The following is a 26,214-nucleotide window of genomic DNA, read 5'->3' on the forward strand; positions in this document are numbered from 1 at the left end:
CCTTTCTTATTATCTTTTCGGAGGATTACTGAAAGTCATGTTTGAAAACAAATATATTATAGGCAAAATCTAAAAATTGTCAAGTAATTTATGTAAAGTTGTTTGAAGAGTGGAGGGTAATAATAACCGAAAATAATTACTACTTGAAATATAAGAAAACATTGGCACTAGAGCAATTAATTTATGAAGTAACTATTTTGAGAGGCGGTGCCTACCCCCTTTTTTAGAAGATAGTTACTATTTTACGTACATAATTTTTGCTAAATTTGTCAAGTTGTTTGGTGCGAATTTTCAAATTCTCTTTAAAACCATTAAGTATCAACCGAATGAAATGGCGGAATTTCTCTCCTGGGCTTCGCAACATGAAAAAGAGTCTTGATATAGTCAATTTCCTCTTTTTTTATTCCTTCTTTAATCAATCTATCTTCTTCAATTTGGTTTTTAAGGGCATAGAGAATAGTATCATTTTTTATAAGACATTTGAAGCGCAAATTCATCAGTCATTCCTGGCATAATGTCAGGGGGCAAGAGATTTGCTTATTATTTCATATGGGACAACAACAAATCTTCAATTTCTCTCACTTGAGTTTTATAAAGTCCAGCAATCGTGTCAATATCAGAACCTGAATCTCCATATTTTCCAAAGTAGCCCGTTAGTTTTTCAGTCTTATTACAGTAGCCAAGGACAAAATAATTTTTCAACTCAGCATAGTAATACCACATTATAATTCTTAGCTTGTGCTTTATCCTAAGGAAGTCAATTCCTCTCATAAGTTCAGTGCTTCCTTCTCCTCCCTTTTGCGACTTTAAAAAGGTCGTCTATTCATCCTGGAAATGTTTATACTTATTAGGCACGTATTTTTCCTGAAACGAGCGTGGGAAAAATAGAAGGTGGCGGTTCGAATTTGTAAATGCCGATCCTTCTAAAGATCGGAGTATAGTTTAATTTTGTAATCATAGTATTCTACTTCTATACTTTCAATTAATTCTTTCTCATTTAAGGGATCTTTGAATATATTCTTAGGGACGAAAATTTTTCTTCTGTGTTCAAAAGGTGCTAAATTTGTTAAAATAGTTAATTTATTAGATGAAATTTTTGTTATTCTAAATAGTTTTTCAATTTGCGAGTCTATTATAGCAATTTTTTCAGGATCTAAAACATCATTCGTAAAATTTACTGTTATCTTAAGGTTATCAAATAAGTAGGGACATGAATTTCCAATTTGTGCGATACAGTATGCATCTCTGTTAAAAGGCTTTTCTTCCGTAATGGTGCCGTTTTTGAAACCATAGTTTTCTAATCGAATGGAATCCTTCAAGTATTCTTCTATTTTTCCGTGTGCAAAACCCTCTTCTTTTTTATATTCTAAGAGCGAGAGGAATTGGGAGACAAAAAATAAAAGTGCAAGAAAATCTAATAAAAGAAAATTTAGAGAACTATATATTAAAGAATATACACAAGCACGCAAGATAAGTAATACTATTCCAACATAAAAAAATTCTATTTTTTTAGATAAATTCATATGGAGTAAATTCCTAATATAATGAGCGAGAACGAAAATTATAATATAACTCACACCTGTTTGACGATCTATCTCGAAAATCTTGAAAAAATATAAATTAAAACCTTTTAAAAAATTGAAATTAAAGGTTGTTTTTAGTTTTAATGTCATAAATTTGAAAGTACCAATCACAGAAACTAGAAAGGCAACCAGTAAAATAAATGACAATGAGCTCAATCCCCACAAAATTTAAAAATCTTTAATTGGAACATTAATCCCATACTTTTTATAAGTTTCAATTTTTGAAGAAAATTTTAATTCAGGTATATCTGAAAATGCATTGATTGAATGTTTTGCTTCAAATTCGTTAAGCTTGCTTTCCCAAAAATTTTTCATTGCACGACTTGTCCTTCTTGTATTATCCATGTCAGTTGAAACTAAGTAGGCAATTCCTGATGAGACAACAAGTAAGAGGCCAAGAAAAAACAAATAAGGATTTGCTTCTTTAAGTTGTTTAGTAAACTCTATCAATGTCGTTGCAAAAATATATATCGCACCGCCTAAAATTAACCACAAAAAATTCATTCTGTTATTTCCTTGTTCAATTGCATGCTCTCTATTTCTAACCAATGTTTCATACTCCAATTTTTCCTTTTCTGTTAGAGTGTTTCTTTTCCAAAAGAACATTGCGTAAAGGACCTCCTTTCTTTTAATTTTTTGATTGATATTTTACAATTTTCAAATATTTTTAAAATTTTTAGATAAGGCGACTTTTCCTCAATTTAAAATTTCTTGCTATACTATTTTTAGGTAAACATATGGGTGAATATTTTGAATTTTTAACAAGTAGCGAGCTTGTTTTTCTTACGGGAAGAAGGGCCAAGAACCTTTCAGAACTTCTTGAAGGTATTAAGGCATCAAGTGATGCAACAATTTTCTATCATACTCATAGATTCCTTATCCAACACCAATATATTTCTCCAGAACCTCCAAATGATTTTGCTTACTGGGTTTCAAATATTCTACTTGATAGACTTGTTTCCGAAAAACTTGCGGCGATTGACCTTATAGAGTGTAAGTCTATTCGTGAAATAAAAGAGAAAATCATTAGAGTAATAGAAGAAAACATGAGTAGAAACAATTCGAGGACATGCCCTCCAGGAATGGAATTTCACTTTATGTATTCACACATATTTATCACAAATTCAGGCAAGAAAGCATCAAACCTTAAAGAGTTTGTTGAAATTCTCCGAGTTATACCCATTCGATCAGTTTACTTTCATATGTTCCAGTCTCGCCTTATGCTTGGAAAAGGAGAAAACGATTTTTCAATATGGCTGAGAGAAAGTTTAGGGCAAAAAGAACTTGCAGACGAGATTTCGAGAATTGACCCTTACACCTACACACTTGAAGGATTGCGAAATAAATTGATAAGATTGGTTTCGGAGTATGTATATGGCTAAAATAGACGATTATAGAAGCGTAGTTTCTAATGAGGTTGTGGATGAACTATACTCTATCTCGAAACATCTTCAAGGGAAGGTGATTCAAAATATCAATTCAACAGCAGTTGGTGGCGGTGTTGCGGAGATCCTGACAAGAATGGTTCCACTTTTAAAAGAGCTTGGCATAAATGCGTTGTGGGATGTAATTAAAGGAAATGACAGGTTTTTCACGATAACGAAGAAAATGCATAATGCCCTACACGGAGTAGATATAGAAATAACCAAAGAAGAGTTTGAATATTTTCTTGAAGTTGACAGGGAAAATTTTTCAATTTTGGATGGTAATGCTCACATCATATTTGTCCATGATCCACAGCCTGTTGCTCTTGTTGAGAAAAGGAAAGAGTTTAAAAGCAAGTGGCTTTGGCGATGTCATATAGACTTTTCAAATCCAAAGGAAAATGTGTGGCAATTTTTGAAAAATTATATTGAAAATTATGATTTAGCGGTGTTTTCAGCGCCTGCCTTTGCAAGAAGCCTATCAATTCCGCAAGTTTTAATTTCACCTTCGATTGATCCTCTAAGCGATAAGAATAGGGAATTAACAGGAAACGAAATTAATGAGGTTTTTGAACGATTTAAAATTGACCGAAGTAGGCCAATAATAACTCAAATCTCACGGTTTGATTATTTGAAGGATCCTGTTGGTGTAATAGAAGCATATAAACTTGTAAAGAAACATGTTGATTGCCAATTGATTCTTGCAGGAGGTGGAGCAAATGACGACCCAGAGGGGGAGAAGGTTCTAAATGAGGTAATGGATAGGGCATCTTCTGATCCCGACATACATGTGCTTCTTCTTCCACCAGGATCGGATATTGAAATAAATGCACTTCAAAGAGGATCAACGGTAGTTCTACAAAAATCGTTAAGGGAAGGTTTTGGCCTTACAGTTGCAGAGGCGCTTTGGAAAGCAAAACCTGTTATTGCCTCTGCTGTTGGTGGGATTCCCCTCCAAATAACGCATAAGTATTCAGGAATTCTAACTTTAACTGTCGAAGGCACCGCTTATTGGATAAAACAACTTATCCAGGCACCAGAATTTGCCTATAATCTTGGAAGAAATGGCAGAGAACACATAAGAAATAACTTCCTTATCACAAGGCATTTAAGAGATTACATGCTCACCTTCCTTTCGCTTATAACCAAAGGTGAAGTAGTCAGATTGTAGAATTTTCTTTTGACTTATTTCACCCCAATATATAAACACATCGTAATGTCTGTCTATTATAACGCGCCTTACGACAAAAAATCTCGACAATAAGGAATCTCGACAACAAGGAAAGTGCAATACTACTTCTAAGATCTCTTGAATAAGCACTTTCAAACATATCAAAGGATAACAATCACCTCATAAAAGATGGAATTTTAGGGGTTTAGTTTCTCAATACGTGGATCAAAAGCAAAACTAAGGATGTAGCAGATTTAAATGGACATCCTTATTCATATGAGATTGAACTCTATTTCGATTGTTAAAATACCTCTCTTAAAAATGTTTTTAGCCCTGCTGAATTTAGCAGGGCTCTTTAATTACGGAAGTAGATCGTTTGTGAATTGGTCTGAAATTGTTGGCTTTTGATAAATGCAATTCGAAGCCGTGTAATCAAATGCTTCTTCAACAGTAACACTGCCATCGGCTTTATTGGTATCCGCCAATCCGTTGAGCATCCCTTGAACTACAAAATAATATGTGAATTGTCCATGTCCGAGGTCTGAAAATTCGTAACTTACGCCTGATTCAGAACAAGCCATATTGATTATCCTGCCTCCACTTGCAAGATCGGTCATTCCGCCTGAAAGGCATGAGTCAAATGCAAAAATGATTCTATTAGTTTTAAAACCGTTGAATAAGTCTTTTAATTCCCCATCCCATAGGTAGTCAAAATTACCATTATCTCCCCAAATAACAATGGATTCATCAATATTCTCTTTATCGCCGTCGTTTGCCTTGCCTTTTGCTCCGTGCCCGCTAAAGAAGAAGAACACCTCATCATTGTTTTGGACGGTGTATCTTAGTGAAGTTATTGCATTTGTAATGTTTGTTCTATTTGCATCACTATCAGTTATTAAATAGATGTTCGTTGTTTCATAGCCATATTTTGTGGTGAGTGCTTCTTTCATGCTAAGCGCATCTGCAACACAAAAGTTGAGGTCATTCGATGTCCCAGGGTAATCATTTATGCCAATGACTATTGCGTATTTATTACCTGCACAAGGTTCACCAATTATACCTGTTGCAACGGCTGTTGCAGGTTTTCCTGAAGTAGGCTTTCCTTTAACTTCTAACTTCTTTACGATCTCAATGTCAGTTGCTGAAAATTCTTGCTTTCCTCCGTTTGAGCTTATTGCAAGTGTTGGGAATGTTGTAATAAAAATAAACAAAATTAACAAAAAATAGGCTAACAATTTTTTCATTTTTATCACCCCCTCATTTTATTTTACCACTTTTTTTAAAAAAAACATTTACAAGATGAAAGATTAAATAAAAAATTGAGAAGCCCTTAAATCCTATATTTTGAAAAGACTTTTTATGTAATCGATAAAGGAGAGTTTGTGCTCTTTTGGTTTTTCTTCAAGCGATTTTGAAAGTAATTTGAGGATTTTTAATAATTCCTCAGGTGAGTTTACAAAATATTTTGCTTTGGTATATACCGCACTTCCCACTTTTAATGTAAAATATCCATATTTGTTGCCAACCTTGAATGCTTCTTCGTCAACATAATCATCGCCTGCAATAATTGCAAAGTCGTAGCCCTCTTTTGCAATGCGTGAAACAAAGATACCTTTGTTTAACTCTTGTGCTTTTATTTCTATGCCTTTGTTTATCTTTGTTACATAAGCGTTTGTCTGAGCGGTAAGTTGGATGAGTATGTCAAGCATTTCTCTCAATGCAAGTTCTGCTGTATCTGTTGGAGATGCTCTTACATGAAAAACTATCGAAAATTCTTTTTCTTCAATTGACGAGTTGGGAATTCTATCTTTATATAGAGTTAAGATTTTTAAAACATCTTTTTTGAAAGATGCGTCAACCCATTCAAAGGTCTTCTCCCAATCTTTATCCTTTTCTTTTATGAATGCGCCGCGCTCTGCGATGAGAGTGAAATTTCCCTTAGGAAAGAATTTATCAAGGTCTGTTTTTGTTCTTCCGCTTGAAATTGCAACGAATATACCCTTACGAGAAGCTCCGTCTAAAAGGTCTAAAACTTCTTTTGATGGCAATGTTTTTGATCTGTCAACATCGAAACCTACAAGAGTTCCATCGTAATCGAGAATTATTGCTTTTCTTTTTGCATGTAAAAACTGATTTTTTAGTTCCTCTATATTTTTCTCATCAAGGTAGATGGGCTTTTTTGTGGGGGTACATTGCGATAGTTCTTCGAGAAAACTTGTCGTCCATTTTTTTATATCGTTTTTCTTAAGATATTCAACCATAATCTTATTTCTCTCGAAAAGTTCATCTTTACTTAAAGAGAGTGCTTCTTTCAAAGTATCAGCAATGCCTTCAATATCGTTTGGGTTTATGATAAATGCTCTTCTCAGGTCTTCAGCTGCACCAGTTAATTCGCTTAGGATAAGTGCTCCTTTTGGATTTGCTGCAATGTATTCTTTTGAAACCAGATTCATACCATCTGCAAGAGAAGTTACAAGAAGGGCATCTCCAAGTATATAAAGCGGGACAAGTTCTTCAAAAGGAAGGTTTTTAAATAAGTACTGAATTGGTGACCAATCGATAGTGCTAAACCTTCCATTTATTTTTCCTATTAGCGAATCAATATATTCCTTAGTCTCATTGTATTTTTCAACACCAATCCGTGACGGTACTACAACTACGATAAATAAAACATTTTTATGAAACTCGGGATATTTTTCGAGGAATCGTTCAACTGCAAAGAGCCTGTTTACTATGCCTTTTGAATAATCAAGTCTGTCTATAGAAAGGACAACTTTTGAGTTGTGTGATAGATTTTTAAGTTCTGCAACTCTTTTCTTTATTTCAGGCAGTTCTTCTGCCTTGTTGTATTTATCAAAGTCGATACTTATCGGGAAAACGTCAGTTCGAATCCGTCTTCCGTCTATGTAGATATTTTTTATATCATGCTCTATGGAGAAAATGCTTCTAACTGTTTTTATGAAATTTTGCTGATATTGATACGTGTGAAAGCCTATAAGGTCTGCATTTAATACGCCTTCAAGAATTGTTTCTCTCATATTTTTGGGCATGAGTTTAAATATTTCATAAGGAGGAAAAGGGATATGTAAGAAAAAACCCACTAATACATTTGGTTTTTCCTTTTTAATGAATGATGGGAGAAGCATCAAATGGTAATCGTGTATCCAAAGTAAATCATCGTCGTCAAGAATTTTTAGGGCTGTTTCTGCAAATTTTTTGTTAACTTCAATGTATCTTTCAAATTCATCCCGTTTAAATTTTGCGAAGCTCGGGAATGAGTGGAAAATGGGCCATAGGGTGCTATTACAGAATCCAAGGTAAAATTTTTCCATTTCTTCTTTTGAAAGAAAAACGGGTATAGCGTTGAGGGTTTTTAAAAGATATTCGTAGACACGCTCTTGGTTAACTTCTTCGATTGTTTCTCCAGGCCAACCAATCCAAAAATAATCTTTACTTTCTGTAATCTCAAGGATTGTGCCGATTGAAGCAGAAAGACCTTGAACAAGCCCACCTGGGCTTTGCTTGAAAATTAAAGAATCACCCTCTTTTACTGCGTAAACTGGCAACCTGTTTGATGCAATTATAAGTTTCATATTTTATTTTACACTATTTCAAGAAATATCGAAAAATATTATAGATTTTAACTTTTCTAAGTAAAATTTTAGGTCTTTGTAAAAAGTGGACCTCTAACAAACCAAGTATTTATGCAGAAGTTATCTAAGGAATGAAAGCAAAAGAATCAAGGAAGTATCGTTAAGGCCGCACTATTGCTTGATTAATACCGTGCATTTTAATCGATTTAGAGCGTTAAAAAAAACTAAAATGGGTTAAACTACTTAGAACAAAAATTCGCTTATCTACGCTTAAATATGATTTTATTTTTAAAGAAGGCATATTAAAACTAAGTGCTTTAGACTTATTTTAAATTTTTAAATTTTTAATTTGGTAAGTTTATGCTAAAATATCCTGTAAGGAGGTAGGATGGAAAACATTTTAAAGGAAAAATTAGACGAAGTAAGCCTTAAAAAGTTAGAAGCAATTGAAAATCCAACGGTTCTTGAATTTATTTCAAAGTATGTTTCTTTATGTAATCCGAAAAGCATTTTTGTTTCAGATGGAAGTCCTGAGGACATTAACTTTATTAGGAAAAAGGCACTTGAAGATGGGGAAGAGATGCCTTTAAAAATTAAAGGGCACACGGTTCATTTTGATTCCTATTACGATCAGGGAAGAGACAAAAGGAACACAAAGATTTTGTTAGATGAAGGAGAGTATCTTGACCCAGTTATTGAAACTGGGGATAGAAAACTTCTTACAGAAGAAGTGCACAAGATTTTGAGAAACATTATGTTTGGTAGGACAATGTATGTTCTCTTTTATGTACTTGGACCTGAAAACTCGCCCTTTACTATCCCTGCCATACAACTTACTGACTCACCATATGTTGCACACTCCGAGAATATCCTCTATAGACAAGGCTATAATGAATTTCTAAGGAAGGGAAGAAGTTTAACGCGATTTTTTAAATTTGTCCACTCTGAAGGCGAACTTGATGAGAGGAAGACTTCAAAAAATCTTGACAAAAGGAGAGTCTACATTGACCTAAAAGACGAAATTGTCTATTCATGTAATACGCAGTATGGTGGCAATACAATTGGCCTTAAAAAATTGGCAATGCGTCTTGCAATAAAAAGAGCATCACTTGAAGGATGGCTTACAGAACATATGCTCCTTATGGGAGTAAATGGTCCAAACGGAAGGGTTTCTTACTTTGCAGGTGCATTTCCCTCTATGTGTGGTAAAACTTCTACTGCGATGCTTAAAGGGGAGCGTATTGTTGGTGATGATATTTCCTACATAAGAGAAATTAACGGTGTTGCAAAGGCAGTTAATGTCGAAAAAGGAATGTTCGGCATAATTCAGGGTATAAATTCGAAGGATGATCCAATCCAATGGAAAGCGCTTCACACACCAAATGAAATAATTTTCTCGAATGTTTTAGTTTATGATGAAGGATCTGTTTATTGGGTAGCGCACGATGGCTCTATTCCTGAAAGAGGAATAAACCACTCTGGAGAATGGTTTAGGGGAAAGAAAGATGAGAAAGGAAATGAAATTCCACCATCGCACCCGAATGCAAGATTTACCCTTCATCTTGAAATCCTTGAGAATGTCGATGAAAACTTACACAATCCCAATGGCGTTGAAGTTTCGGGGATTATCTACGGTGGAAGAGATTCCGACACATGGAATCCTGTTTGCGAAGCGTTTGATTGGGAACATGGAATTGTGCTTAAAGGTGCTTCGATTGAATCGGAAACAACCGCTGCAACCTTAGGGAAAGTTGGTGTAAGGGAATTTAATCCTATGTCAAACCTTGATTTTCTTTCAATCCCGATTGGAAAGTACATTGAAATTAACCTTGAATTCGGAAAAAAGCTTAAAAAGGTGCCTAAGATTTTCGGGGTTAATTACTTCTTGAAAGATGAAAACGGGCGATTCCTCAACGATAAGAATGATAAAAAGGTGTGGTTAAAGTGGATGGAAAAAAGAGTTCACGGTGAAGTTCGTGTGCTTAAAACACCTGTTGGCTTTATGCCGCTTTATGAGGACTTAAAAGTGCTTTTTAAACAATATCTTGGTAAGGATTATACCGAAGATGAGTATGTAAAACAATTTACCTTGAGAGTAAATGAAAACCTATCGAAGATTGAAAGACTTAGAAAAATTTATTCTGACTTAAAATTTGTGCCTGCCCGTGTTTTTGAACTCTATGACGAGGAAGAAAAAAGGCTAAAAGAAGCACAATCAAAATTCGGAAACTACATAGAACCTTACAAATTTGAGGTGGTATAGTTTAATAGGGGGCAAAAGCCCCCTAAATTTGACAAGGATTCAATAATTAATTGTTAAATTAATAATTCCATTCTTAATTGATTCTTTGAGATCTTTACTCGACATATTTGCAAGTTCCGTAAGGAAAGTTGTTCTTTCTTTTTCGCTCATTAATTTTGGTTGTGATTGATATAGTGTAATAGGCTCCAACACAAATTGAAAATTTTTACCTATTTTTGTTATAAAGAGCATCAAGCCAACTTGTGTTTCATATGAGAAGTACTGGTCAAATATAAAATTGCCAAGTGAGTAAAAAATAAGTGTTTTTATTTTCCGCTTTTCCGAGGTGTAAAGTTCAATATCCTTTACCACATGTGGGTGGCTTCCTATTATGAGGTCTGCACCTGCGTCTACAAGTGTATGTGCAAGGTAAGAGTCATAAGAAGTACTCTTTTGGATATATTCTTCGCCAAAGTGCATAAACAGGATTAAGAAGTCATTTTTGTGTGTTTCTTTGGTGTTTCTTATCCAATCCTTAACTTCGCCAATTTTAAATGGATATGTTGCATTAAATCCAACAATGACAATTCCATTTCCTTTAAAAATTTTTGAATTTTTAAAATCCCACGGCTCGCCAAAGTATTCGATATTTCCGCTTTCTAAAATTTCTTTTGTTTCTTGGAGGCCTTTGTTTCCCATATTGTCTGTGTGATTATTTGATAATGATACAACGTTGAAGTGTGCGTAAAGAAGTGTTTGTAATGCACCTTTATCAAAACAAAAACGGAGAGAATCCCTTGGAAAATTTACCTTTTTGTATGTAATTGGTCCTTCAAGATTGCCTACCACGTAATCCAATCCTCGAAATGCCTGTTCAATATGATAAAATGGATAAAAATACGAATTTGATAGGATTTTTTGATACACACCTCTATCAAGCATGATATCTCCCACAAATGAAAGTGTTAGGGGTTTATCATTTTGAGTGGGAATTTCCCCTTTTTCAAAGATACAACTTACGTATGAGGTTGAACTTGCAAGGTAATCATTTGAGTAGTCCTGTGTATTTTTGTGGGAAAGAATCTCATATTTTCCATAGCCTCTTTTTAATGAAAAACTCCTTAAAATATAGAGACTTTGCCATGAGTCAACATCGATTTTTGGAAATTCGTTTTCTTCAAAGTCTAAAAGTACCCTTAAACTTTTTTGGTCGTGCACATTCTCTATTGATTTTGGAAGATAATGCGAAAAATCTACACTTGCGATGATAAGTGAATTATATGGAAGGATCTTATTTAGAATATCGGAAAATTCTTTTGCAATATTCAATGTAACGTTTTGGCTTACAAGAATTGGCAAAACATTGCTATTTCTGAAATACTTATTTAAAAAAGGTATGTGATTTTCAATGCCATGATCAAGGTAAATTGAAGCATTATCTTCAATTATATTAAAATGACTCCTCAATTTGTTAATTTTATCAGTTGCTATATTTAGCTCAAGAAATTGTGAGTTAGCAGTGATAAAAGAAGCACCCATTGAGGCACATTTTCCAAAGTGGTCTGGGGAAAGTAAAACTATTACATCGGGCTTTACCTTGGTTGAAACATTTTTGTAGAAGTCAATCATTACATCTTCTGCAACCAGATGGTGTGGAACAACACCGCCTATTATAACAGGCTCTTTAATTTCTGGTGCAATAGCATTAGATGGGTTTAGTGCAACAACCAAAACCCATAGAATTGTTAAAATTACAATTAATTTGAAAAGTTGCTTACCCATTTTGGCTTTGGAGGGACATTCCCATTCTTAAGCATTGTCCTCCATTCTTCGTCTGTAAGCCTATTTTCTATTGGATACTTAAATTCGTAATAAGAAAAAACAGGTCCAATTGATAGGTAGATGTTGCCTTTGTCGTCGGGACATGCAACGATAATTGTATTAACATAGCCAAGTCCTTCCTCAACTGCAAGTTTTGTATTTCCATCAGTATGAACATCAGTTACAATGGTTGGCTTTATAAGGTCAATATCTGTTTCTCCAGAAAAAAGCATTTGCATGGACGAATCGAAGTATTCTCCAATACCTTTAATTGTGTAGTAATCGGTATCATCAAGAGGTGTATTTTCAAGTTCTTTCTTTACAACTGAAAGAAGCCTTTGGAGAAGTGAGTCTAATTGTTCAAGAGAATATTTCTTTCGCTCTATTGTATCTATTAAATTTTGGTCATTTGTTTGTGCTTGAATTCTTATAAGCCCATTCTTTGTAAGGCGGGTTAATTCAAGAAGTTTTACATAAAATTCAGGTATAGGCTCAACGTATCCGGGATATGGTTTCTCTTCCGGACCACCTTCTCCTTTTTCTGCCATTGTATAACTCTGTTTTACGTAGAGAACTGTATCATGTCTTAGCTCTGTCCAAGAGGAGAGGGCAGTTTGAAGGAGTTTATCAGAGTAGGCGCTTGTTTTCATAAACGTTGGGAGCCCTTGTGTGTTATTTAAAAAAAGGGTTGTAAGAACTGAAAGCCATTTATTGTAGAGCGTTTTATTCCATTCATCTTTGGGTAAATTTTGGACATAGGTTTTAAGTTCATTAAACATCTTATTATAATCCGAATAATTTGTGTCACCCTCTTTTTTCAAGATTTCATAAGCTCTATCTGAGCCCAGAAGTGCCATAAGATCGAGGCCTCTTGGGAAGGCTTTCACTTCTCTTCCACTATTGCAAAACTCAATATATGTTTTTACCCAAGTAAAAGGGCGATTTTCAGTTGCATCGTTGTACTTATCAAACCACGTATAGGTAAAAGGTAGATCTTTTGTTGGAAGTGGCGTTTTTGGACCTGTATATTCTCCCGAAAAAGGCGATACGATTCTTGAAAATAAATACGAATCGATAGTATTTCTCTGCCCAAGAAATCTCATTCCCTTTGTTTCTTTAAGGAGTCTTAAATTTATTTCTTTTAATTTGTCTAAGTCATCTTTACTTAGAGGAGGGCAAGGCGTAGACATAGTGCATTCACCGAGACCGCTATAAATCATTGGATCTTTTAATTTTTGAAGTTCTCCTTTTATTTCATCAAATTTCGTTAATATATCACTTTCTTTTGAGTTTTCAGTAAGAAATTTGTTTAAAACGCTTGCATATTCGTAAGGTGTAATATCATCAGAAAATCCAACAAGGAATGATGTAATTTCATACATGGTTGACCATTTATTCTGCGCTTCGTTTGACCTTAGAAAATCGTAAGCAATAATTAATCCTTGGAGGGTTTGAATTTTTGCATCATATTCGGATATGATTGCATCGTATGGTCCGCACTCCGATTGACCAGGTTCGATGTACCGTGAGCCATTCAAAAGAAAAGTCATTCTCCCATACCACATAAGTGTCTTAAAATATGATTTAAGAGCTTCGTTTTCGGTGTAATGTCCTCTTGGCACGTATTGAGAGTAATCTTCCTTATAAAAGAATATTTTGGAATAGTCAAAACCTCTGTGAGCATTTATTAACTGTAATTCTTGCTTAACTTGGTCTTTTACACTTTCATCAACTTTGAAATTTTCATCTTGAAGAAGTTCTGCAACACCAAAGAATGCGAGATTCCTTTTTGCAACATCTTTAATTATTGGATCAGAAGTGCTGTTGTATCTTTTTAAATTTTCGTTGTAAAAATAGTGAGTTAAATCTTTGATATATTGGTTAAATACATTGTTCTCAAAATCCTTTAGGGTTTTTTCAAAGAAAATATGGTAAAAATGAAGAATCGAATCTGCCGTAATATATTTAGGGAGCTCTTTTGTTTCAAGTGCAAGATAATATGAATAAAAGTCCTCCTTTGGTGAAATTGTTTCTGGATACTGAATGTATCTCGTAGATAGTTTTAAATCTGCAATCTCTTTTGGTGTGTCTATCACAACAAAACCATTCTTTTTAAGTAAGGCAATTGCACTTTCGGGTATTGTAATTTTTCCTGAAATTGTCTTTAGGTTTTGAATCTTCGTAAGATCAAGTGGGAGTTCGTATTGTTTAGCCTGTGCATTTATTGGGAACTCAATGGCTACTTCTTCTGTTTCAAAGGATTTTGCCATCAAAAATTCAATTTTTTGCTCACTGGTTTCTCCTGTTTGATTTACTCCCCCATTGTTTGATGTGCCTTGTTTCTTCCCTTGTAATGTAAAATAAAAAAAGACCACCAAACTTGTTAAAACAAGCGTAATGATAATTGCAAAGACTATGACTTTTTTCATTTTACGCCTCCCCATATATATTTTATTAATTTTTATGAATATTAGATAATTTTATTTGAGATTTGTTCCACGTTTGTTAAAATCTTTTGGGAGGTTAAAGAATGAAACTAAAAGTACTTTTTGTTTGTACACACAATTCTGCACGATCGCAAATGGCAGAGGCGTTTTTGAATGCACTTTATGGCGAAAGATTTGAGGCATTTTCAGCGGGCACTCATCCAGGTACTCTTAACCCATATGTAGTTAGAGCAATGAAAGAAATTGGGATTGACTTATCAAATAACAAGACAAAGTCTGTTACGGAGTTTAAAGGAAAAAGATTTGACTATGTTGTGACTGTTTGCGATCAAGCAAAAGAAGAATGCCCATACTTTCCAGGGGCACTCCAATACATTCATAAAGGATTTGAAGATCCAAGTACATTTACAGGCTCCGATGAGGAAATAATGGAGCGTGTTCGAAAACTACGTGATGAAATTGAGCAGTGGGTAATGGAAACATTTAGAAAGATATAAAGGATTTAGGGGGGCTTAAAGCCCCCTTTTTTATTTATTCTTTTCTTTTAGGGCTTTTAAAACTTTTTCTGGAGTGTATGGAGAACTTCCGATTCTTACACCGATTGCATCATAGATTGCATTTCCTATTGCAGGGATTGCTCCATTGATGTTAATTTCAGAAACAGATTTTGCACCAAGCGGTCCTGTTGGCTCGTATGTTTCAACAAGAATTGGCACGATTTCTGGGATGTCACGTGAGGAAGGAATTCTGTATTCCATAAAGTTTGGATTTAACACCTTACCATTTTCACCGAATTTGTATTCTTCAGTAAGTGCATACCCAATGCCATTTACGATAGCACCAATAATCTGTCCTTTTGTAAGTTCGGGGTTTATAACAATTCCACAATCAACTGCTGCAACATATTTAATTGGTGTTACAATACCCGTTTCTTCGTCAACTTCAACTTCTACGAAATGTGCTGCAAATGGTGGAGGCGACGACTCAGAGACAAAAGAACCGACTGCCATAATTTGTTTTTGTTTCTTTACATAGAATGTATCATATGCCATCTCCGAAAGGCTTACACGCTTGCCACTTCTTTCAGAAATCACAAATCCATCTTTTAAAATGTAATCCTTGCTATCTTGTTCACCAAACATCTCTTTTGCTACCTCGAGAATTTGATCTCGAAGTTTTAAGGCAGTGTTATATACTGCACTTCCTGAGATAAATGTTCCAGATGATGCGTATGCGCCTTTATCGAATGGTGTTATGTCTGTATCCGAAGGATATACGATGACCTTTTTGGGGTCAATACTAAGTACTTCTCCTACAATTTGAGCAACAACTGTGTCAAGACCTGTTCCAATATCAGTCCCACCGTATAACACGTTAACAGAACCGTCTTCGTTTAACTTCATTGTTGCAGAACCCATATCAATTTTTGGTATTCCTGAGCCTTGCATATGTAATGACATTCCAACACCACGAACCTTTGAGCCATTTCTTATTTTCTTACCCCACTTTTCATAGAAGCCAATCTCTTTTGCACCTAATTCAAGAAGTTTATCAATTGCTTCACTTTCAATATATTGGACTACGCCTTCTCTTCCTTCGCCAAGGGCCTCAAATATGGGAGAAGTTTCACCTTTTCTTATGTGATTTATTTTCCTTATTGCAATAGGGTCTAAACCAAGTTTTTCTGCAACCATATCAACTGTTTGCTCAAGACAAGCGTAACCTTGGGTTGCACCATACCCACGGTATGCTCCTGGCACGGGTAAATTTGTATAAACTACATCTGCAACAAATTCAACATTAGGTGCTTTGTTATATAGAGGAAGAGTTTTTGACCCTGTATTTGACGCAACAGTAAGTCCGTGTGTTCCATATGCCCCTGTATTGCTTAAAGCATACATTCTTATTGCGGTAAACTTTCCATCTTTCTTTGCACCAATTTTAACTGTAATTTTCATTGGGTGTCGAGTTCTTGAAGAGATGAATTCTTCTTCCCTTGAATATACCGCTCTTGCGGGGCGTCCTGTTTTCATTGTTACAAATGCACAGACTTCTTCAAGGATAATTTCCTGCTTACTTCCAAAGCCACCACCAATTCTTGGTTTTATTACTCTTATTTGTGATACAGGGATACCTAAAACCTGTGCAACTATTCTTCTTACATGAAATGGCACTTGCGTTGAAGACCTTATCACAATTCTCCCATTCTCGTCAAGATATGAGATTGTTGCATGGGTTTCTATGGGAGAGTGCTGTGCAAATTGTGTTTCAAAGGTGTGTTCAACAACAACGTCTGCTTCTTTAAAACCTTTTTCAATATCGCCTGCTTTTACTTCGATATGTGCAACAAGGTTCTTCTTGTAGTCATAAACTCCTTGCGGGTTTTCTTCGTGAAGAATTGGTGCCCCTTCCTTCATTGCTTCTTCCGGGGTAAAAACAGCAGGAAGAACATTATATTTTACCTTAATAAGTTTCAATGCCTCTGTCGCAATTTCCTCAGAGTCTGCTGCAACTGCTGCAACTCTATCCCCAACAAACCTCACATGCTGATTAAACATACATGTATCATATGGAGATGGTTCAGGCCATCCTTGTCCTGCTGTCGTGTGGTAAACCTGTGGGGTATTTTTGTATGTCAAGACCATGTGAACCCCTCTCAATTTCTCTGCTTCACTTGTATCAATGTCTTCAATGATTGCATTTGCATGAGGTGAATAAAGGAATTTTATGTGAAGAGTATTAGGAAGGTTAATATCATCGGTGAATACTGGTTGTCCTGTTGCAAGGGCAAGTGCATCTATTTTTTCAACGTTTTTTCCTATAATTTGTCTTTCCATTATCTACCCTCCTTTAAAAGTGCGATTGCATATTTTATTGCTTCGATTTGCTGGACGTATCCTGTGCATCTACAGAGGTTCCCGTCGATTGCCTTTTTTATGTCTTCATCAGTTGGGTTAGGGTTTTGCTTTAAAAGAGCGTAAGCAGAAAGTATAGTTCCGGGTGTGCAATACCCACATTGCACTGCACCTTTCTCAACAAAAGCCTTCTGAAGTGGATGCGGATTAAGAATGTCCCCTATGCCCTTAATTGTTGTAATTTCTGCTCCATTTATCTTTGCTGCCAATATTGTACAGCTTGTTTTTGGTGTGCCATTTATTAAAACTGTGCATGCTCCACATGTTCCCATATAGCAATTTCCCTTAACTTCTGTGAAGCCATTTTCTCTTAAAACATCTAAAAGTACTTTTCCCGGATGAATGTCAAATTCGTAGTCTTTTCCGTTGATTTTGTAGTGGACTTTCATTTCTACCTCCCAAACGATTCTAACAATCTCTTTGCAAAGATTCCAGTTAGTTCTCTTCTATATGCTTCGTCTTTTCTTACATCGCCTTTTACGTCTGCATGCTCTTTTGCAAAGTTGTAAACCTGTGTGATTACTTCATCTAATTTTTTCCCTCTTAAAAAATCCTCCAAAGCGCTAAATCGTTCTGCTGGCATTGGTCTTGAACCATAACTAACAATAATCTCTTCGATGACATTATCTTCTATTTTTCCAAGCATCGCCATGTTTAACAGGGAAATATCTGTTGCGTTTCTTACATGTCTCTCTATCCCAAACTTGTATAACTTATCAAACTTTTTAATCCTTACTTCTGTTATGATTCCAGTCTTTAGTTTTTCTCTAAAGTCGCTTTTGTAAAAGTCGTTGAGATTTTCTGTATGTGTGCTTCCATCAAAATAAACTACATCTGCATCAAGTGATAAAAGAATTGTAGCAATATCAGAATAAGGCTCACGCTGTGCAACAGACCCGCCAAAAGTGATTTGATTTCTTAAAAGTTCTGATGCAATAAGGGATAGAGATTGTGATAACTTCCCATCAAAAAGCTCATTTAATGTTTTCGAATTTGCAGCATCTGTGATGGTTGTTGTAGCACCTATAGAAATATACTTTCCCTCATCCCTTACATAATTCAAATCAAGATTGTCAAGAAAAATGAGATACTCAATTTGCGGATTCGGAAACACCGTAAGATGCAACCCACCACCTACTACCTTTGCTTTATCGCCTTTTTCTTTTAAAATGCTTACTGCATCATCAATAGTTTTTGGGTAAAAGCATTCTGCAACATTTTTAAGTTTTAACATTTTTTAACCTCCTTAATTTACACTATAATTATTATAGCAAAAAGGAGAGAAATAAGATGAGGGTGAATGTAAAGAAATTTTCAAAAATTGCCATAATAGTATTTTTCATGTGGATTATCGTATTCTTTCTTACTTCATGTATCGGTTATGTAAAAGTTGTTGTTGTTGCACCAATTAGTTCTGATTTAAGCGAATTTGGAATAAGTACGGTAAATGCAATAAAAATGAAAAGTGAGGAAGTAAATAAAAGTGGTGGAATTTTAGGTAAAAAAATTAGAATTTACGTGGTTGATGATAGAGGGGATCCTGATACGGTTAGTCACGATTTGAGGTCAATCTTATTAAGAAATAATTTCATAGGTGTCGTTGGTGCTCCTTTTAGTCGAATTGCAATTCCTGTTAGTGAAGTTTGCGAGGATATGAAAATACCATTTATTACTTCTGTTGCAACGAACCCTAAGGTTACCAAGAATAAAGAGTACTCTTTTAGGTCTTGTTTTACAGATGACATTCAAGGGATTGCCGCAGCACATTTTGTGTATGACTATCTTGGTTTAAGAATTGGTGGAGTTTTCTACGATATTTCGGACCCATATTCATCATATCTTGCGGGGAAGTTTGCAACTGAATTTAAAAAGTTAGGAGGAAAAATTGTAGCTTTCTACCCGCATCCCCAAAGTCCGGTGACTGTTGAATTTCCAATTCAAAAGATGCTTGAACAGAAAGTGCAATTTGTTTTTAATCCGGATTTGTATGTTGATGCGTCCATGATTTATATGGAATTAAGAAAGCAAAATTTTGTAGGTCCTGTTATCTTTGGCGATGGTGTTGATGCACCACAATTTTTGGCAAGAGTAAATAGGCCATACAACGCATTTTATATGAGTCACTATTCAATGGATAATCAATGTTGGATTAGATTTTACAATAAATACAATGAAATGTATAAAACTGAGCCAAACATTGAAGCGTATCTTGCTTATGATGCAATGGGGTTATTTCTTGAGGCAATTAAAAAGGCAAATTCCTTTAATAAAGATCTAATTAAAGATGCCTTAAAAAATCTCTCATATGATGGAATTACTGGAAGAATAGAGTTTAAAAACAAGAATGATCCAGTAAAGCCAGTTTATGTTTATGGATTTTCTAATTTTACCCCTGTAAAAGTGTGGGAATATATCCCCGATAAAATTGATTGAAAAATGGTGGCGGCGGGGGGATTCGAACCCTCGACACTCCGGGTATGAGCCGGATGCTCTAACCACTGGGCTACGCCGCCTCTCCTCTATGTCTTTTGATACGCCTTTTTTGTGCTACAAGTGATTCTTGAGACTCCTTAAGGAACTTTTTCAATAAATGCTCAAAATCTGTTTTCTTCTGCTCTTCTTTTTTAGGCTGCTCGCTAACCTTTCTTATAAAAATCAAGTTAAGTTTGCCGCTTTTATCTTTGCCGTTTACCTTTACTAAAACTCTGTCGCCTTCTTTAATTGGGTCGTCTAAGGCAGTCCCATCTAATTCTGTAAGTTGAGAAACATGGATTAACCCAACCTTTCCTTCGTCGAGTTTTACGAAGGCACCATAGGGCATCACTTTTATAACTCTTCCGGTTGCTTCCGTGTTCCCCATACGCTTATATATAATAACTAATTTTTAAAAAGATTCAAGAGGTTTTCGAAGAAATTTTTAGAAAAATTTTGCGTTTGTTCCTTTGAATCATCACTCAATTTAAAATAAATGACGGTTTCGTTGGGTTTTGCAAGGCCAAGATTTTCACGCGCATACTTTTCTATGAACTCGTCTGTTTTTGCATATTCAATTTTTTGTTTAAGTTCTTGTTGCGCCTGTTTGAGCCTTTCTAATTCTTGCTTCTTTTTCTGAAGTAAGACATAATTATTTACAAAATAAAAGGCATTTAAAATCGATTCAACAAAAAAGTACAATACAAGAATTACAACTGCAATTTTTACGATATTTATTTTCTTTTTCATTTTATTTATTATACAATAGTTTCAACCTATATAAAATTTAAATTTTTTAAATTTTCTTAAATTTGTTAAAACCATTACAAAAATGTATCTATTTTTTACAAACGATGTTATAATTACACTGTGGAGGTGAAACATGGCAAAGTACAAAGTTGCAATTAACAAAGACACCTGCATTGGTTGTGGAGTTTGCGCTTCCATTTGTCCGGAAAACTGGAAGATGGAAGATGATGGAAAAGCAAATTTCATATCTGAAATTTCCGATGCGGATTGCAACAAGGATGCTGCTGAAAACTGCCCCACTCAGAGCATCACTGTTGAGGAGGTAGGTTAAGGTAAAGGGTGGCAGAAGCCACCCCCTAATTTATGAAGGAGGTTAAAAGATGGCAGTTCAAACAAAAAAAGGTGTTTATGAAGTAAGATTTCATGGAAGAGCAGGACAAGGTGCAAAATCTGGCTCTCAGATGCTTGCCCTTGCTGCATTCAAAGAAGGTAAATCAATACAGGCTTTCCCAGAATATGGTTCTGAGCGACGTGGAGCTCCAACTGTTGCTTATACAAGAATTTCCGATAAAGAAATCCGTACTCATGAACCAATAGTGCAACCGGACGCAGTGCTTGTATTTGACTTTGGCCTTGCAAAAAACATTCCGGTCACAGCAGGTCTTGACGAGGAAAACGGGGTTCTGATTGTGAACACTACAAAGACTCCAGAGGAAATAAGGCAAATAACCGGATTTAAAGGAAAGATTTACACGGTGGATGCAACTGGGATTTCCTTAGATTTGCTTAAGATGGATGCACCAAATGTCCCAATGCTCGGTGCACTTGTAAGAGCGACTAACATTGTCAAATTAGAAACACTTGAAGATGTAATTAGAGAAGAATTTTTAGACAAAATTGGTGAAGAAAAAGTCCAGAAAAACATAATTGGTCTTAAAAGAGGCTTTGAGGAGGCAAAAAATGGCTGAGAAAAAGGGTTGGAAAGAATTAATGCGTGGAGGAGACTTACCACCTGCAACTGCACTTGAAAATAAAACAGGCTCATGGAGAAGTCTCCGACCTGTCTGGGATCCGTCAAATTGCATACACTGTATGATTTGTGTATCCTACTGTCCAGATATGGCGATTCCAATAACCAAAAGTGAAGAAGGGGTAATCGGAAAAAACGGAAGAGTGTATAAGGGTACAATAAGACTTGAGACAAATTTTGACTACTGCAAAGGTTGTGGAATTTGTGCGGTAGAGTGCCCAACAAAATGTATCACGATGGTAAGGGAAGAGTAGGAGGAAATTATGGCAAAGCTTAAACCTTTAACTGGAGCCCAGGCAACAGCCGAGGCGATGCGTCAGATAAACCCAGATGTTGTTGTTGCGTATCCAATAACACCTCAAACACCAATTGTTGAATTTTTTGCTCAGTTTGTTGCTGATGGCGTTGTAGATACAGAAATGGTTCCAATTGAATCTGAACACTCAGCCCTTTCAGCAGTTGTTGGAGCATCTGCTGCAGGTGCAAGAGCAATGTGTGCAACCTCTTCGCAAGGACTTGCTCTTATGTGGGAAATTGTCGCAGCAGCACCAGGCTTGAGACTTCCAATTGTTATGCCTGTTGTAAATAGGGCGTTATCTGCACCAATTAATATTCACTGTGATCACTCAGACACAATGGGAACGTTAACGCTTGGCTGGGTACAAATATATTCTGAGAATGCTCAAGAGGCGTATGAAAACATGCTGCTTGCTTTGAGAATTGCAGAACATCCAAATGTATTGCTTCCTGTGATGGTTATGCAGGATGGATTTATCACAAGCCATGGTGTTGAGGTCGTAAAGGTACTTGAAGATGAAGAAGTGAAAAAATTCATTTCCGAAAGAAAACCTGATAGGTATCTTCTTAATGTAAAGAATCCTTATACAGTTGGCCCGCTTGCGCTTCCTGATTACTACTTTGAAGTGAAGAGGCAGCAAGAAGTAGCAATATATAATGCAAAAGATGTTTATCTTGAAGTAGGTGAGGAACTTTCGAAACTTACAGGAAATAAGTATCCATTGTTTGAAGAATATCGGACTGAAGATGCAGAAGCAGTTATTGTTGCACTTTCATCAACCGCAGGCACTGCAAAGGATGCTGTAGATGAAATGAGAGAGCAAGGTTATAAAGTTGGACTTATAAAGCCAAAACTCTTCAGACCTTTCCCATATAAAGAAATGAGAGAAACACTCGAGAGGTTTAAAGTTGTAGGTGTTCTTGATAGATCCATTGCATTTGGTGCATATGCACCAGTTTATTCTGAGATAAGAAACGCATTGTATGAATCTGATAAGAAACCTAAACTCCAGAGTTATATATATGGATTAGGTGGAAGAGACATATTTAAGACTGACATAAAGAAGGTGTTTGAGGAACTTCTAAGTGGAAATGTTGACTCTCAAACACAGAGATACATTGGTTTAAGGGAATAAGGGGGTAAATATGGCAACTATTCAAGAGATCGTATCCAAAGAAAAGCCTTTAGTTTCAGGGCATAGAATGTGTGCAGGATGTGGAATTCCACCAATTGTAAATACAATAATTTCTGCCTCAGATAAGCCTGTTGTTATTGCAAATGCAACTGGTTGTCTTGAAGTTACGTCTACTATATATCCTTTTACTGCATGGAATGTTCCGTGGATTCATTTAACATTCGAAAATGCTGCTGCAGTTGCAGCGGGTATTGAAACTGCTTTGAGGGCATTTAGGAAGCAAGGCAAGATTGATACTGATGTAAATATAATTGCTATTGGCGGAGATGGTGGAACTTACGATATTGGTTTTCAGGCGCTCTCTGGAGCACTTGAAAGAAGACATAAATTCATGTATGTTGTCTACGACAACCAAGGCTATATGAATACTGGTAATCAGAGAAGCGGTGCGACTCCATTCGGTGCTAGCACAACAACAGTTCCTTCTGGTAGGGTTAGTATTGGAAAACCACAATGGAGAAAAAATATCGTAGAGATTGTTGCAGCACACAGGGTTCCCTATGCTGCACAGGCAGCAGTTCACAATTTGCTGGATCTCTACAATAAAGCAAAGAAGGGTTTTGAGGTAGATGGACCTTCATTCCTTGCGGTATTCCAGCCATGCACAACAAACTGGCATTATGATCCTTCTCTTACAATACAATATTCTAAACTTGCCGCCGAAACAAACTTCTGGCCACTTTATGAAATTGAAAACGGCAAAGTAAAAATAAATTATAAACCTAAAGAAAGAAAGCCAATTGAAGAGTTCTTGAAAGGTCAGGGTAGATTTAGGCATCTCTTTAAGCCGGAGAATAAACATGTAATTGAGGAAATGCAGAAGATGGTTGATGAAGAGTGGGAAAGACTTTTGAAACTTGAGGAATCAGGCGTTCAACTTTAATTAAGATTGTTTTCTTTTGGCCCCCTTTAAACTTGGGGGCTATTTTTATTTTTACTTAGCGATAGTATAATTAAACAAAGAAAAAATTTCAAAGGAGGTAAAATGGAACAATATACTGCAGAATTTGGTGTTTTTGGTGGATCTGGCTTTTATTCGTTTCTTGAAAATGTAAAAGAAATAAAAGTAGAAACTCCTTATGGACCACCGTCCGACGTTATTGCAATTGGTGAATACAAAGGGAGAAGTGTTGCTTTCTTACCAAGACATGGTAAACTCCACCAACTTCCTCCACATAAAATTCCGTACAGAGCAAACATCTGGGCTTTTAAGAAGCTTGGAGTAAAGCGAATTATTGCACCGACTGCTGTAGGAAGCCTTCAATCTGAATATAAAGTAGGTGATTTTGTTGTGACAGATCAATTCGTGGATTTTACGAGAGGTAGAGAATGCACCTTTTACGAAGGTCCCATAACAACACACATAAGTATGGCTGAACCGTATTGCCCGGAGCTTCGGGGAATTGCTATAGAAGCGCTTGAAAAACTTGGTGTTAGATTTCACAGGACTGGGACTGTTGTTGTAATTCAAGGACCGAGATTTTCAACTAAGGCTGAAAGTTTGTTCTTTACAAGGATGGGTTTTCACATCATCAATATGACTCAGTATCCCGAAGTTGTCCTTGCAAGAGAGCTTGAAATGTGCTATGTAAACATTGCTGTGGTTACTGATTACGATGTTGGCATTGTTTCGGAAGGAAATGTTCAACCTGTAACTCAGGAAATGGTAATCAAGAAATTCAACGAGAATATCGGCACCCTCAAGGAAGTTGTAAAATATATTATCGAGCATACTCCACCTGAAAGACACTGCAAGTGTGGTGAAGCACTTAAAGATGCCCGTGTTGGAGAATAAGTAAAATGCTTCCATTAAGAGATACTGAAGAAATTGAAACTTTTCCATTTGTAACGGTTTTTCTTATTATCGTTAATAGCATTATATTTGTCTATATGTATTTTACCGCCTTAGAAATGCCAAACCCCGACACATATTTTGCAAGTATTTATCTAAAATATGGCTTAGTCCCCAAAAAAATAATAACCGCACCCTTTTTTAGTTCGGAATATCTAACCTTCATCACTTCCATTTTTCTCCATGGGAGTTGGTCACACCTTATATTTAATATGCTATTCTTATGGATCTTTGGAAATAATGTTGAGGATTACCTTGGACATTTACATTTCTTATTGTTTTACTTGCTTTCGGGAATCTTTGCTTCCTTAATTCAGCTTTCAACAATGGGCGTAAGTTCTGTTCCGGTAATTGGTGCAAGTGGTGCAATAGCGGGGACAATGGGTGCATACTTTTTACTTTTTCCACGCTCAAGAATTAGAACGCTTGTCTTTATTTTCTTTTTCATAACCATTATAGAAGTTCCTGCGCCTGTGTATCTTCTAATCTGGTTTTTATCTCAACTTTTTGAAGGACTTACGAATTTCGGAGTTGCAACAGGGGTTGCATTTTTTGCTCATGTTGGAGGATTTTTGTTCGGACTTTTTTATGCATTACTTATAGGAAAACATGCAGGAAGAAAAAGGCGATACTTATACTACGTCTGAATTAAAACGCCTTGAAAGAAAATTTAAACTGCTTGAAAAAAATTTAAAAGAAGAAGTAAGTTTTTCGGATTTACTTGCAGTTCGTGGTTTCAGAGAGTTTACTTATTTAGAGCCGTTAGACTTTGGCGGCTCTAAATTATTTAATATGCTTTCAAAATATTACATAAGGAGATTTTTGGGAGATCTTTTCCTATATGAAAATCTTGATGAGGAAGAGTTAGATAGGCTAACGGGAAAGTGGAATATTAAAAAAACTTTTATCGATGATTTATTAAATACAGGAATATTAGTTGAAGATTCTAATAAGTTTGTTAGAAATCCTAAAATTCATGATTTCTCATTTCTTATTGAGTCTTTCATTGCTTATAACATAAAGAAGAAATTTGATTTTGATGCAATCCTCAATGTGAAACTCAAAGAACTCTCAAAAGGCGGAGACATTGATATTCTTGCGAAATGGAAACTTGAACTTGTAATGATTGAATTGAAGGAAAGTCCCCCAAATAATATTTCGCTTACTGATTTAAAATTAACGTTTGACAGGTTCAAAAGTATTTTCCCCGATCTTTTTATTTTTGTTCTTGATACCACACTTTCAATAAAGAGAAACATAATTGACAACATTTTGAAACTATTTGAAGTTAATCCTAAAAGAATTCGAGAAGGTGTTTACCAGGTATTTGAAAATGCATTTATAGTAACAGCCAAGAGAGATTTAGTTTCAAATGTTTTATTTGTGATTGAGAAAATCATTCTATAAAATTTTTTATTTTT

General features: G+C 35.5%; 26 protein-coding genes and 1 tRNA gene. 13 read left to right on the top strand and 14 right to left on the bottom strand.

The window, feature by feature from the left end; all coding sequences use genetic code 11:
- Positions 1–311: 311 nt before the first annotated feature.
- The 4 genes from CSE_RS03110 to CSE_RS03125 form a co-directional block, all read right to left on the bottom strand.
- Positions 312–497: a hypothetical protein gene (locus tag CSE_RS03110; RefSeq protein WP_014453193.1), complete on the bottom strand. Its 186-nt coding sequence runs from the start codon at positions 495–497 to the stop codon at positions 312–314.
- A 43-nt stretch (positions 498–540) separates the two neighbouring features.
- Positions 541–771: an adenine nucleotide alpha hydrolase family protein gene (locus CSE_RS03115; protein ID WP_014453194.1), complete on the bottom strand. Its 231-nt coding sequence runs from the start codon at positions 769–771 to the stop codon at positions 541–543.
- Positions 772–923: 152 nt separating this feature from the next.
- Entirely contained in the window at positions 924–1,523 is a 600-nt protein-coding gene (locus CSE_RS03120) for a hypothetical protein (protein ID WP_014453195.1), read from the bottom strand.
- Between the two features lie 228 nt (positions 1,524–1,751).
- A complete protein-coding gene (locus CSE_RS03125; RefSeq protein ID WP_014453196.1) occupies positions 1,752–2,189 on the bottom strand; it encodes a hypothetical protein in 438 nt (145 codons plus the stop codon).
- A 131-nt stretch (positions 2,190–2,320) separates the two neighbouring features.
- Here CSE_RS03125 and CSE_RS03130 point away from each other — a divergent pair, with 131 nt between their 5' ends.
- Together CSE_RS03130 and CSE_RS03135 are read left to right on the top strand one after the other, a co-directional pair.
- The gene (locus tag CSE_RS03130; protein ID WP_014453197.1) at positions 2,321–2,965 is read left to right on the top strand and encodes a DUF5752 family protein; all 645 of its coding nucleotides are present in this window, start codon (positions 2,321–2,323) and stop codon (positions 2,963–2,965) included.
- Positions 2,958–4,178: a glycosyltransferase gene (locus tag CSE_RS03135; RefSeq protein ID WP_014453198.1), complete on the top strand. Its 1,221-nt coding sequence runs from the start codon at positions 2,958–2,960 to the stop codon at positions 4,176–4,178. The genes CSE_RS03130 and CSE_RS03135 overlap by 8 nt, the downstream gene beginning before the upstream one ends.
- Positions 4,179–4,537: 359 nt before the next feature.
- Here CSE_RS03135 and CSE_RS03140 read toward each other — a convergent pair whose 3' ends face one another.
- A complete protein-coding gene (locus CSE_RS03140) occupies positions 4,538–5,422 on the bottom strand; it encodes a caspase family protein (protein WP_014453199.1) in 885 nt (294 codons plus the stop codon).
- A 93-nt stretch (positions 5,423–5,515) separates the two neighbouring features.
- On the bottom strand, positions 5,516–7,771 hold the full coding sequence (locus tag CSE_RS03145; protein WP_014453200.1) for a bifunctional alpha,alpha-trehalose-phosphate synthase (UDP-forming)/trehalose-phosphatase: 2,256 nt from the start codon (positions 7,769–7,771) through the stop codon (positions 5,516–5,518).
- A 388-nt stretch (positions 7,772–8,159) separates the two neighbouring features.
- Between CSE_RS03145 and CSE_RS03150 the strand changes: the two genes are divergently transcribed.
- On the top strand, positions 8,160–10,034 hold the full coding sequence (locus CSE_RS03150; protein WP_014453201.1) for a phosphoenolpyruvate carboxykinase (GTP): 1,875 nt from the start codon (positions 8,160–8,162) through the stop codon (positions 10,032–10,034).
- A gap of 39 nt (positions 10,035–10,073) precedes the next feature.
- On the opposite strand, the gene amrB is transcribed toward CSE_RS03150, so the two are convergent.
- Complete coding sequence (gene amrB, locus CSE_RS03155) at positions 10,074–11,795, bottom strand: AmmeMemoRadiSam system protein B (protein ID WP_014453202.1); 1,722 nt, start codon at positions 11,793–11,795, stop codon at positions 10,074–10,076.
- Positions 11,771–14,263 carry a DUF3160 domain-containing protein gene (locus CSE_RS03160; protein WP_014453203.1) on the bottom strand — a complete coding sequence of 831 codons (2,493 nt, stop codon included), beginning with the start codon at positions 14,261–14,263 and terminating at the stop codon, positions 11,771–11,773. Before CSE_RS03160 ends, amrB begins: the two co-directional genes overlap by 25 nt.
- 101 nt (positions 14,264–14,364) lie before the next feature.
- Here CSE_RS03160 and CSE_RS03165 point away from each other — a divergent pair, with 101 nt between their 5' ends.
- Complete coding sequence (locus CSE_RS03165; RefSeq protein ID WP_014453204.1) at positions 14,365–14,778, top strand: arsenate reductase ArsC; 414 nt, start codon at positions 14,365–14,367, stop codon at positions 14,776–14,778.
- Between the two features lie 30 nt (positions 14,779–14,808).
- Here the strand turns inward: CSE_RS03165 and CSE_RS03170 are convergent, their stop codons facing one another.
- Genes CSE_RS03170 through CSE_RS03180 form a run of 3 tightly spaced genes read right to left on the bottom strand, consistent with a single transcriptional unit; the run spans position 14,809 to position 18,430 of the window.
- Positions 14,809–17,118, bottom strand: coding sequence for a xanthine dehydrogenase family protein molybdopterin-binding subunit (locus CSE_RS03170; RefSeq protein ID WP_014453205.1), 2,310 nt, complete (start codon positions 17,116–17,118; stop codon positions 14,809–14,811).
- Positions 17,118–17,585 (bottom strand): (2Fe-2S)-binding protein, encoded by a 468-nt coding sequence (locus CSE_RS03175; RefSeq protein WP_014453206.1) that lies wholly within the window; start codon positions 17,583–17,585, stop codon positions 17,118–17,120. Before CSE_RS03175 ends, CSE_RS03170 begins: the two co-directional genes overlap by 1 nt.
- 2 nt (positions 17,586–17,587) lie before the next feature.
- Positions 17,588–18,430 (bottom strand): FAD binding domain-containing protein, encoded by an 843-nt coding sequence (locus CSE_RS03180; protein ID WP_014453207.1) that lies wholly within the window; start codon positions 18,428–18,430, stop codon positions 17,588–17,590.
- A gap of 56 nt (positions 18,431–18,486) precedes the next feature.
- Between CSE_RS03180 and CSE_RS03185 the strand changes: the two genes are divergently transcribed.
- Positions 18,487–19,629: an ABC transporter substrate-binding protein gene (locus CSE_RS03185; RefSeq protein ID WP_014453208.1), complete on the top strand. Its 1,143-nt coding sequence runs from the start codon at positions 18,487–18,489 to the stop codon at positions 19,627–19,629.
- Between the two features lie 4 nt (positions 19,630–19,633).
- Here CSE_RS03185 and CSE_RS03190 read toward each other — a convergent pair.
- The 3 genes from CSE_RS03190 to CSE_RS03195 all read right to left on the bottom strand — a co-directional run bounded on the left by CSE_RS03190 (position 19,634) and on the right by CSE_RS03195 (position 20,418).
- Positions 19,634–19,709, bottom strand: a tRNA-Met gene (locus CSE_RS03190).
- Positions 19,700–20,056: a S1 RNA-binding domain-containing protein gene (locus CSE_RS08130; RefSeq protein ID WP_014453209.1), complete on the bottom strand. Its 357-nt coding sequence runs from the start codon at positions 20,054–20,056 to the stop codon at positions 19,700–19,702. The genes CSE_RS03190 and CSE_RS08130 overlap by 10 nt, the downstream gene beginning before the upstream one ends.
- Positions 20,057–20,073: 17 nt before the next feature.
- A complete protein-coding gene (locus CSE_RS03195; protein ID WP_014453210.1) occupies positions 20,074–20,418 on the bottom strand; it encodes an FtsB family cell division protein in 345 nt (114 codons plus the stop codon).
- A 133-nt stretch (positions 20,419–20,551) separates the two neighbouring features.
- On the opposite strand from CSE_RS03195, the gene CSE_RS03200 reads away from it, so the two are divergent.
- From CSE_RS03200 to CSE_RS03235, 8 genes are all read left to right on the top strand, one after another.
- Positions 20,552–20,749 (top strand): ferredoxin, encoded by a 198-nt coding sequence (locus tag CSE_RS03200; RefSeq protein WP_014453212.1) that lies wholly within the window; start codon positions 20,552–20,554, stop codon positions 20,747–20,749.
- Between the two features lie 49 nt (positions 20,750–20,798).
- Positions 20,799–21,386 (top strand): 2-oxoacid:acceptor oxidoreductase family protein, encoded by a 588-nt coding sequence (locus tag CSE_RS03205; protein WP_014453213.1) that lies wholly within the window; start codon positions 20,799–20,801, stop codon positions 21,384–21,386.
- Positions 21,379–21,702 (top strand): 4Fe-4S binding protein, encoded by a 324-nt coding sequence (locus tag CSE_RS03210; protein ID WP_014453214.1) that lies wholly within the window; start codon positions 21,379–21,381, stop codon positions 21,700–21,702. Before CSE_RS03205 ends, CSE_RS03210 begins: the two co-directional genes overlap by 8 nt.
- A 9-nt stretch (positions 21,703–21,711) precedes the next feature.
- Positions 21,712–22,881: a 2-ketoisovalerate ferredoxin oxidoreductase subunit alpha gene (porA, locus tag CSE_RS03215; protein WP_014453215.1), complete on the top strand. Its 1,170-nt coding sequence runs from the start codon at positions 21,712–21,714 to the stop codon at positions 22,879–22,881.
- Positions 22,882–22,891: 10 nt separating this feature from the next.
- Positions 22,892–23,824 (top strand): thiamine pyrophosphate-dependent enzyme, encoded by a 933-nt coding sequence (locus CSE_RS03220; RefSeq protein ID WP_014453216.1) that lies wholly within the window; start codon positions 22,892–22,894, stop codon positions 23,822–23,824.
- A 102-nt stretch (positions 23,825–23,926) separates the two neighbouring features.
- Positions 23,927–24,736, top strand: coding sequence for an S-methyl-5'-thioadenosine phosphorylase (locus CSE_RS03225; RefSeq protein WP_014453217.1), 810 nt, complete (start codon positions 23,927–23,929; stop codon positions 24,734–24,736).
- Positions 24,737–24,741: 5 nt separating this feature from the next.
- Positions 24,742–25,440 carry a rhomboid family intramembrane serine protease gene (locus CSE_RS03230; RefSeq protein ID WP_014453218.1) on the top strand — a complete coding sequence of 233 codons (699 nt, stop codon included), beginning with the start codon at positions 24,742–24,744 and terminating at the stop codon, positions 25,438–25,440.
- Entirely contained in the window at positions 25,403–26,200 is a 798-nt protein-coding gene (locus tag CSE_RS03235) for a hypothetical protein (RefSeq protein WP_014453219.1), read from the top strand. Before CSE_RS03230 ends, CSE_RS03235 begins: the two co-directional genes overlap by 38 nt.
- Positions 26,201–26,214 lie beyond the last annotated feature (14 nt).

The organism is Caldisericum exile AZM16c01 (genome assembly GCF_000284335.1).
GTDB lineage: Bacteria > Caldisericota > Caldisericia > Caldisericales > Caldisericaceae > Caldisericum > Caldisericum exile.

Coding starts and splice junctions, on each gene's coding strand:
- CSE_RS03135 (WP_014453198.1), top strand. CDS start 2,958: ATGGCTAAAATAGACGATTATAGAAGCGTAGTTTCTAATGAGGTTGTG.
- CSE_RS03125 (WP_014453196.1), bottom strand. CDS start 2,189: ATGTTCTTTTGGAAAAGAAACACTCTAACAGAAAAGGAAAAATTGGAG.
- CSE_RS03220 (WP_014453216.1), top strand. CDS start 22,892: ATGGCAACTATTCAAGAGATCGTATCCAAAGAAAAGCCTTTAGTTTCA.
- CSE_RS03180 (WP_014453207.1), bottom strand. CDS start 18,430: ATGTTAAAACTTAAAAATGTTGCAGAATGCTTTTACCCAAAAACTATT.
- CSE_RS03225 (WP_014453217.1), top strand. CDS start 23,927: ATGGAACAATATACTGCAGAATTTGGTGTTTTTGGTGGATCTGGCTTT.
- CSE_RS03230 (WP_014453218.1), top strand. CDS start 24,742: ATGCTTCCATTAAGAGATACTGAAGAAATTGAAACTTTTCCATTTGTA.
- CSE_RS03145 (WP_014453200.1), bottom strand. CDS start 7,771: ATGAAACTTATAATTGCATCAAACAGGTTGCCAGTTTACGCAGTAAAA.
- CSE_RS08130 (WP_014453209.1), bottom strand. CDS start 20,056: ATGGGGAACACGGAAGCAACCGGAAGAGTTATAAAAGTGATGCCCTAT.
- CSE_RS03210 (WP_014453214.1), top strand. CDS start 21,379: ATGGCTGAGAAAAAGGGTTGGAAAGAATTAATGCGTGGAGGAGACTTA.
- CSE_RS03200 (WP_014453212.1), top strand. CDS start 20,552: ATGGCAAAGTACAAAGTTGCAATTAACAAAGACACCTGCATTGGTTGT.
- CSE_RS03140 (WP_014453199.1), bottom strand. CDS start 5,422: ATGAAAAAATTGTTAGCCTATTTTTTGTTAATTTTGTTTATTTTTATT.
- CSE_RS03185 (WP_014453208.1), top strand. CDS start 18,487: ATGAGGGTGAATGTAAAGAAATTTTCAAAAATTGCCATAATAGTATTT.
- CSE_RS03160 (WP_014453203.1), bottom strand. CDS start 14,263: ATGAAAAAAGTCATAGTCTTTGCAATTATCATTACGCTTGTTTTAACA.
- CSE_RS03120 (WP_014453195.1), bottom strand. CDS start 1,523: ATGAATTTATCTAAAAAAATAGAATTTTTTTATGTTGGAATAGTATTA.
- amrB (WP_014453202.1), bottom strand. CDS start 11,795: ATGGGTAAGCAACTTTTCAAATTAATTGTAATTTTAACAATTCTATGG.
- CSE_RS03205 (WP_014453213.1), top strand. CDS start 20,799: ATGGCAGTTCAAACAAAAAAAGGTGTTTATGAAGTAAGATTTCATGGA.
- CSE_RS03115 (WP_014453194.1), bottom strand. CDS start 771: ATGAGAGGAATTGACTTCCTTAGGATAAAGCACAAGCTAAGAATTATA.
- CSE_RS03170 (WP_014453205.1), bottom strand. CDS start 17,118: ATGGAAAGACAAATTATAGGAAAAAACGTTGAAAAAATAGATGCACTT.
- CSE_RS03130 (WP_014453197.1), top strand. CDS start 2,321: ATGGGTGAATATTTTGAATTTTTAACAAGTAGCGAGCTTGTTTTTCTT.
- CSE_RS03175 (WP_014453206.1), bottom strand. CDS start 17,585: ATGAAAGTCCACTACAAAATCAACGGAAAAGACTACGAATTTGACATT.
- CSE_RS03150 (WP_014453201.1), top strand. CDS start 8,160: ATGGAAAACATTTTAAAGGAAAAATTAGACGAAGTAAGCCTTAAAAAG.
- CSE_RS03110 (WP_014453193.1), bottom strand. CDS start 497: ATGAATTTGCGCTTCAAATGTCTTATAAAAAATGATACTATTCTCTAT.
- CSE_RS03235 (WP_014453219.1), top strand. CDS start 25,403: ATGCAGGAAGAAAAAGGCGATACTTATACTACGTCTGAATTAAAACGC.
- CSE_RS03195 (WP_014453210.1), bottom strand. CDS start 20,418: ATGAAAAAGAAAATAAATATCGTAAAAATTGCAGTTGTAATTCTTGTA.
- CSE_RS03165 (WP_014453204.1), top strand. CDS start 14,365: ATGAAACTAAAAGTACTTTTTGTTTGTACACACAATTCTGCACGATCG.
- porA (WP_014453215.1), top strand. CDS start 21,712: ATGGCAAAGCTTAAACCTTTAACTGGAGCCCAGGCAACAGCCGAGGCG.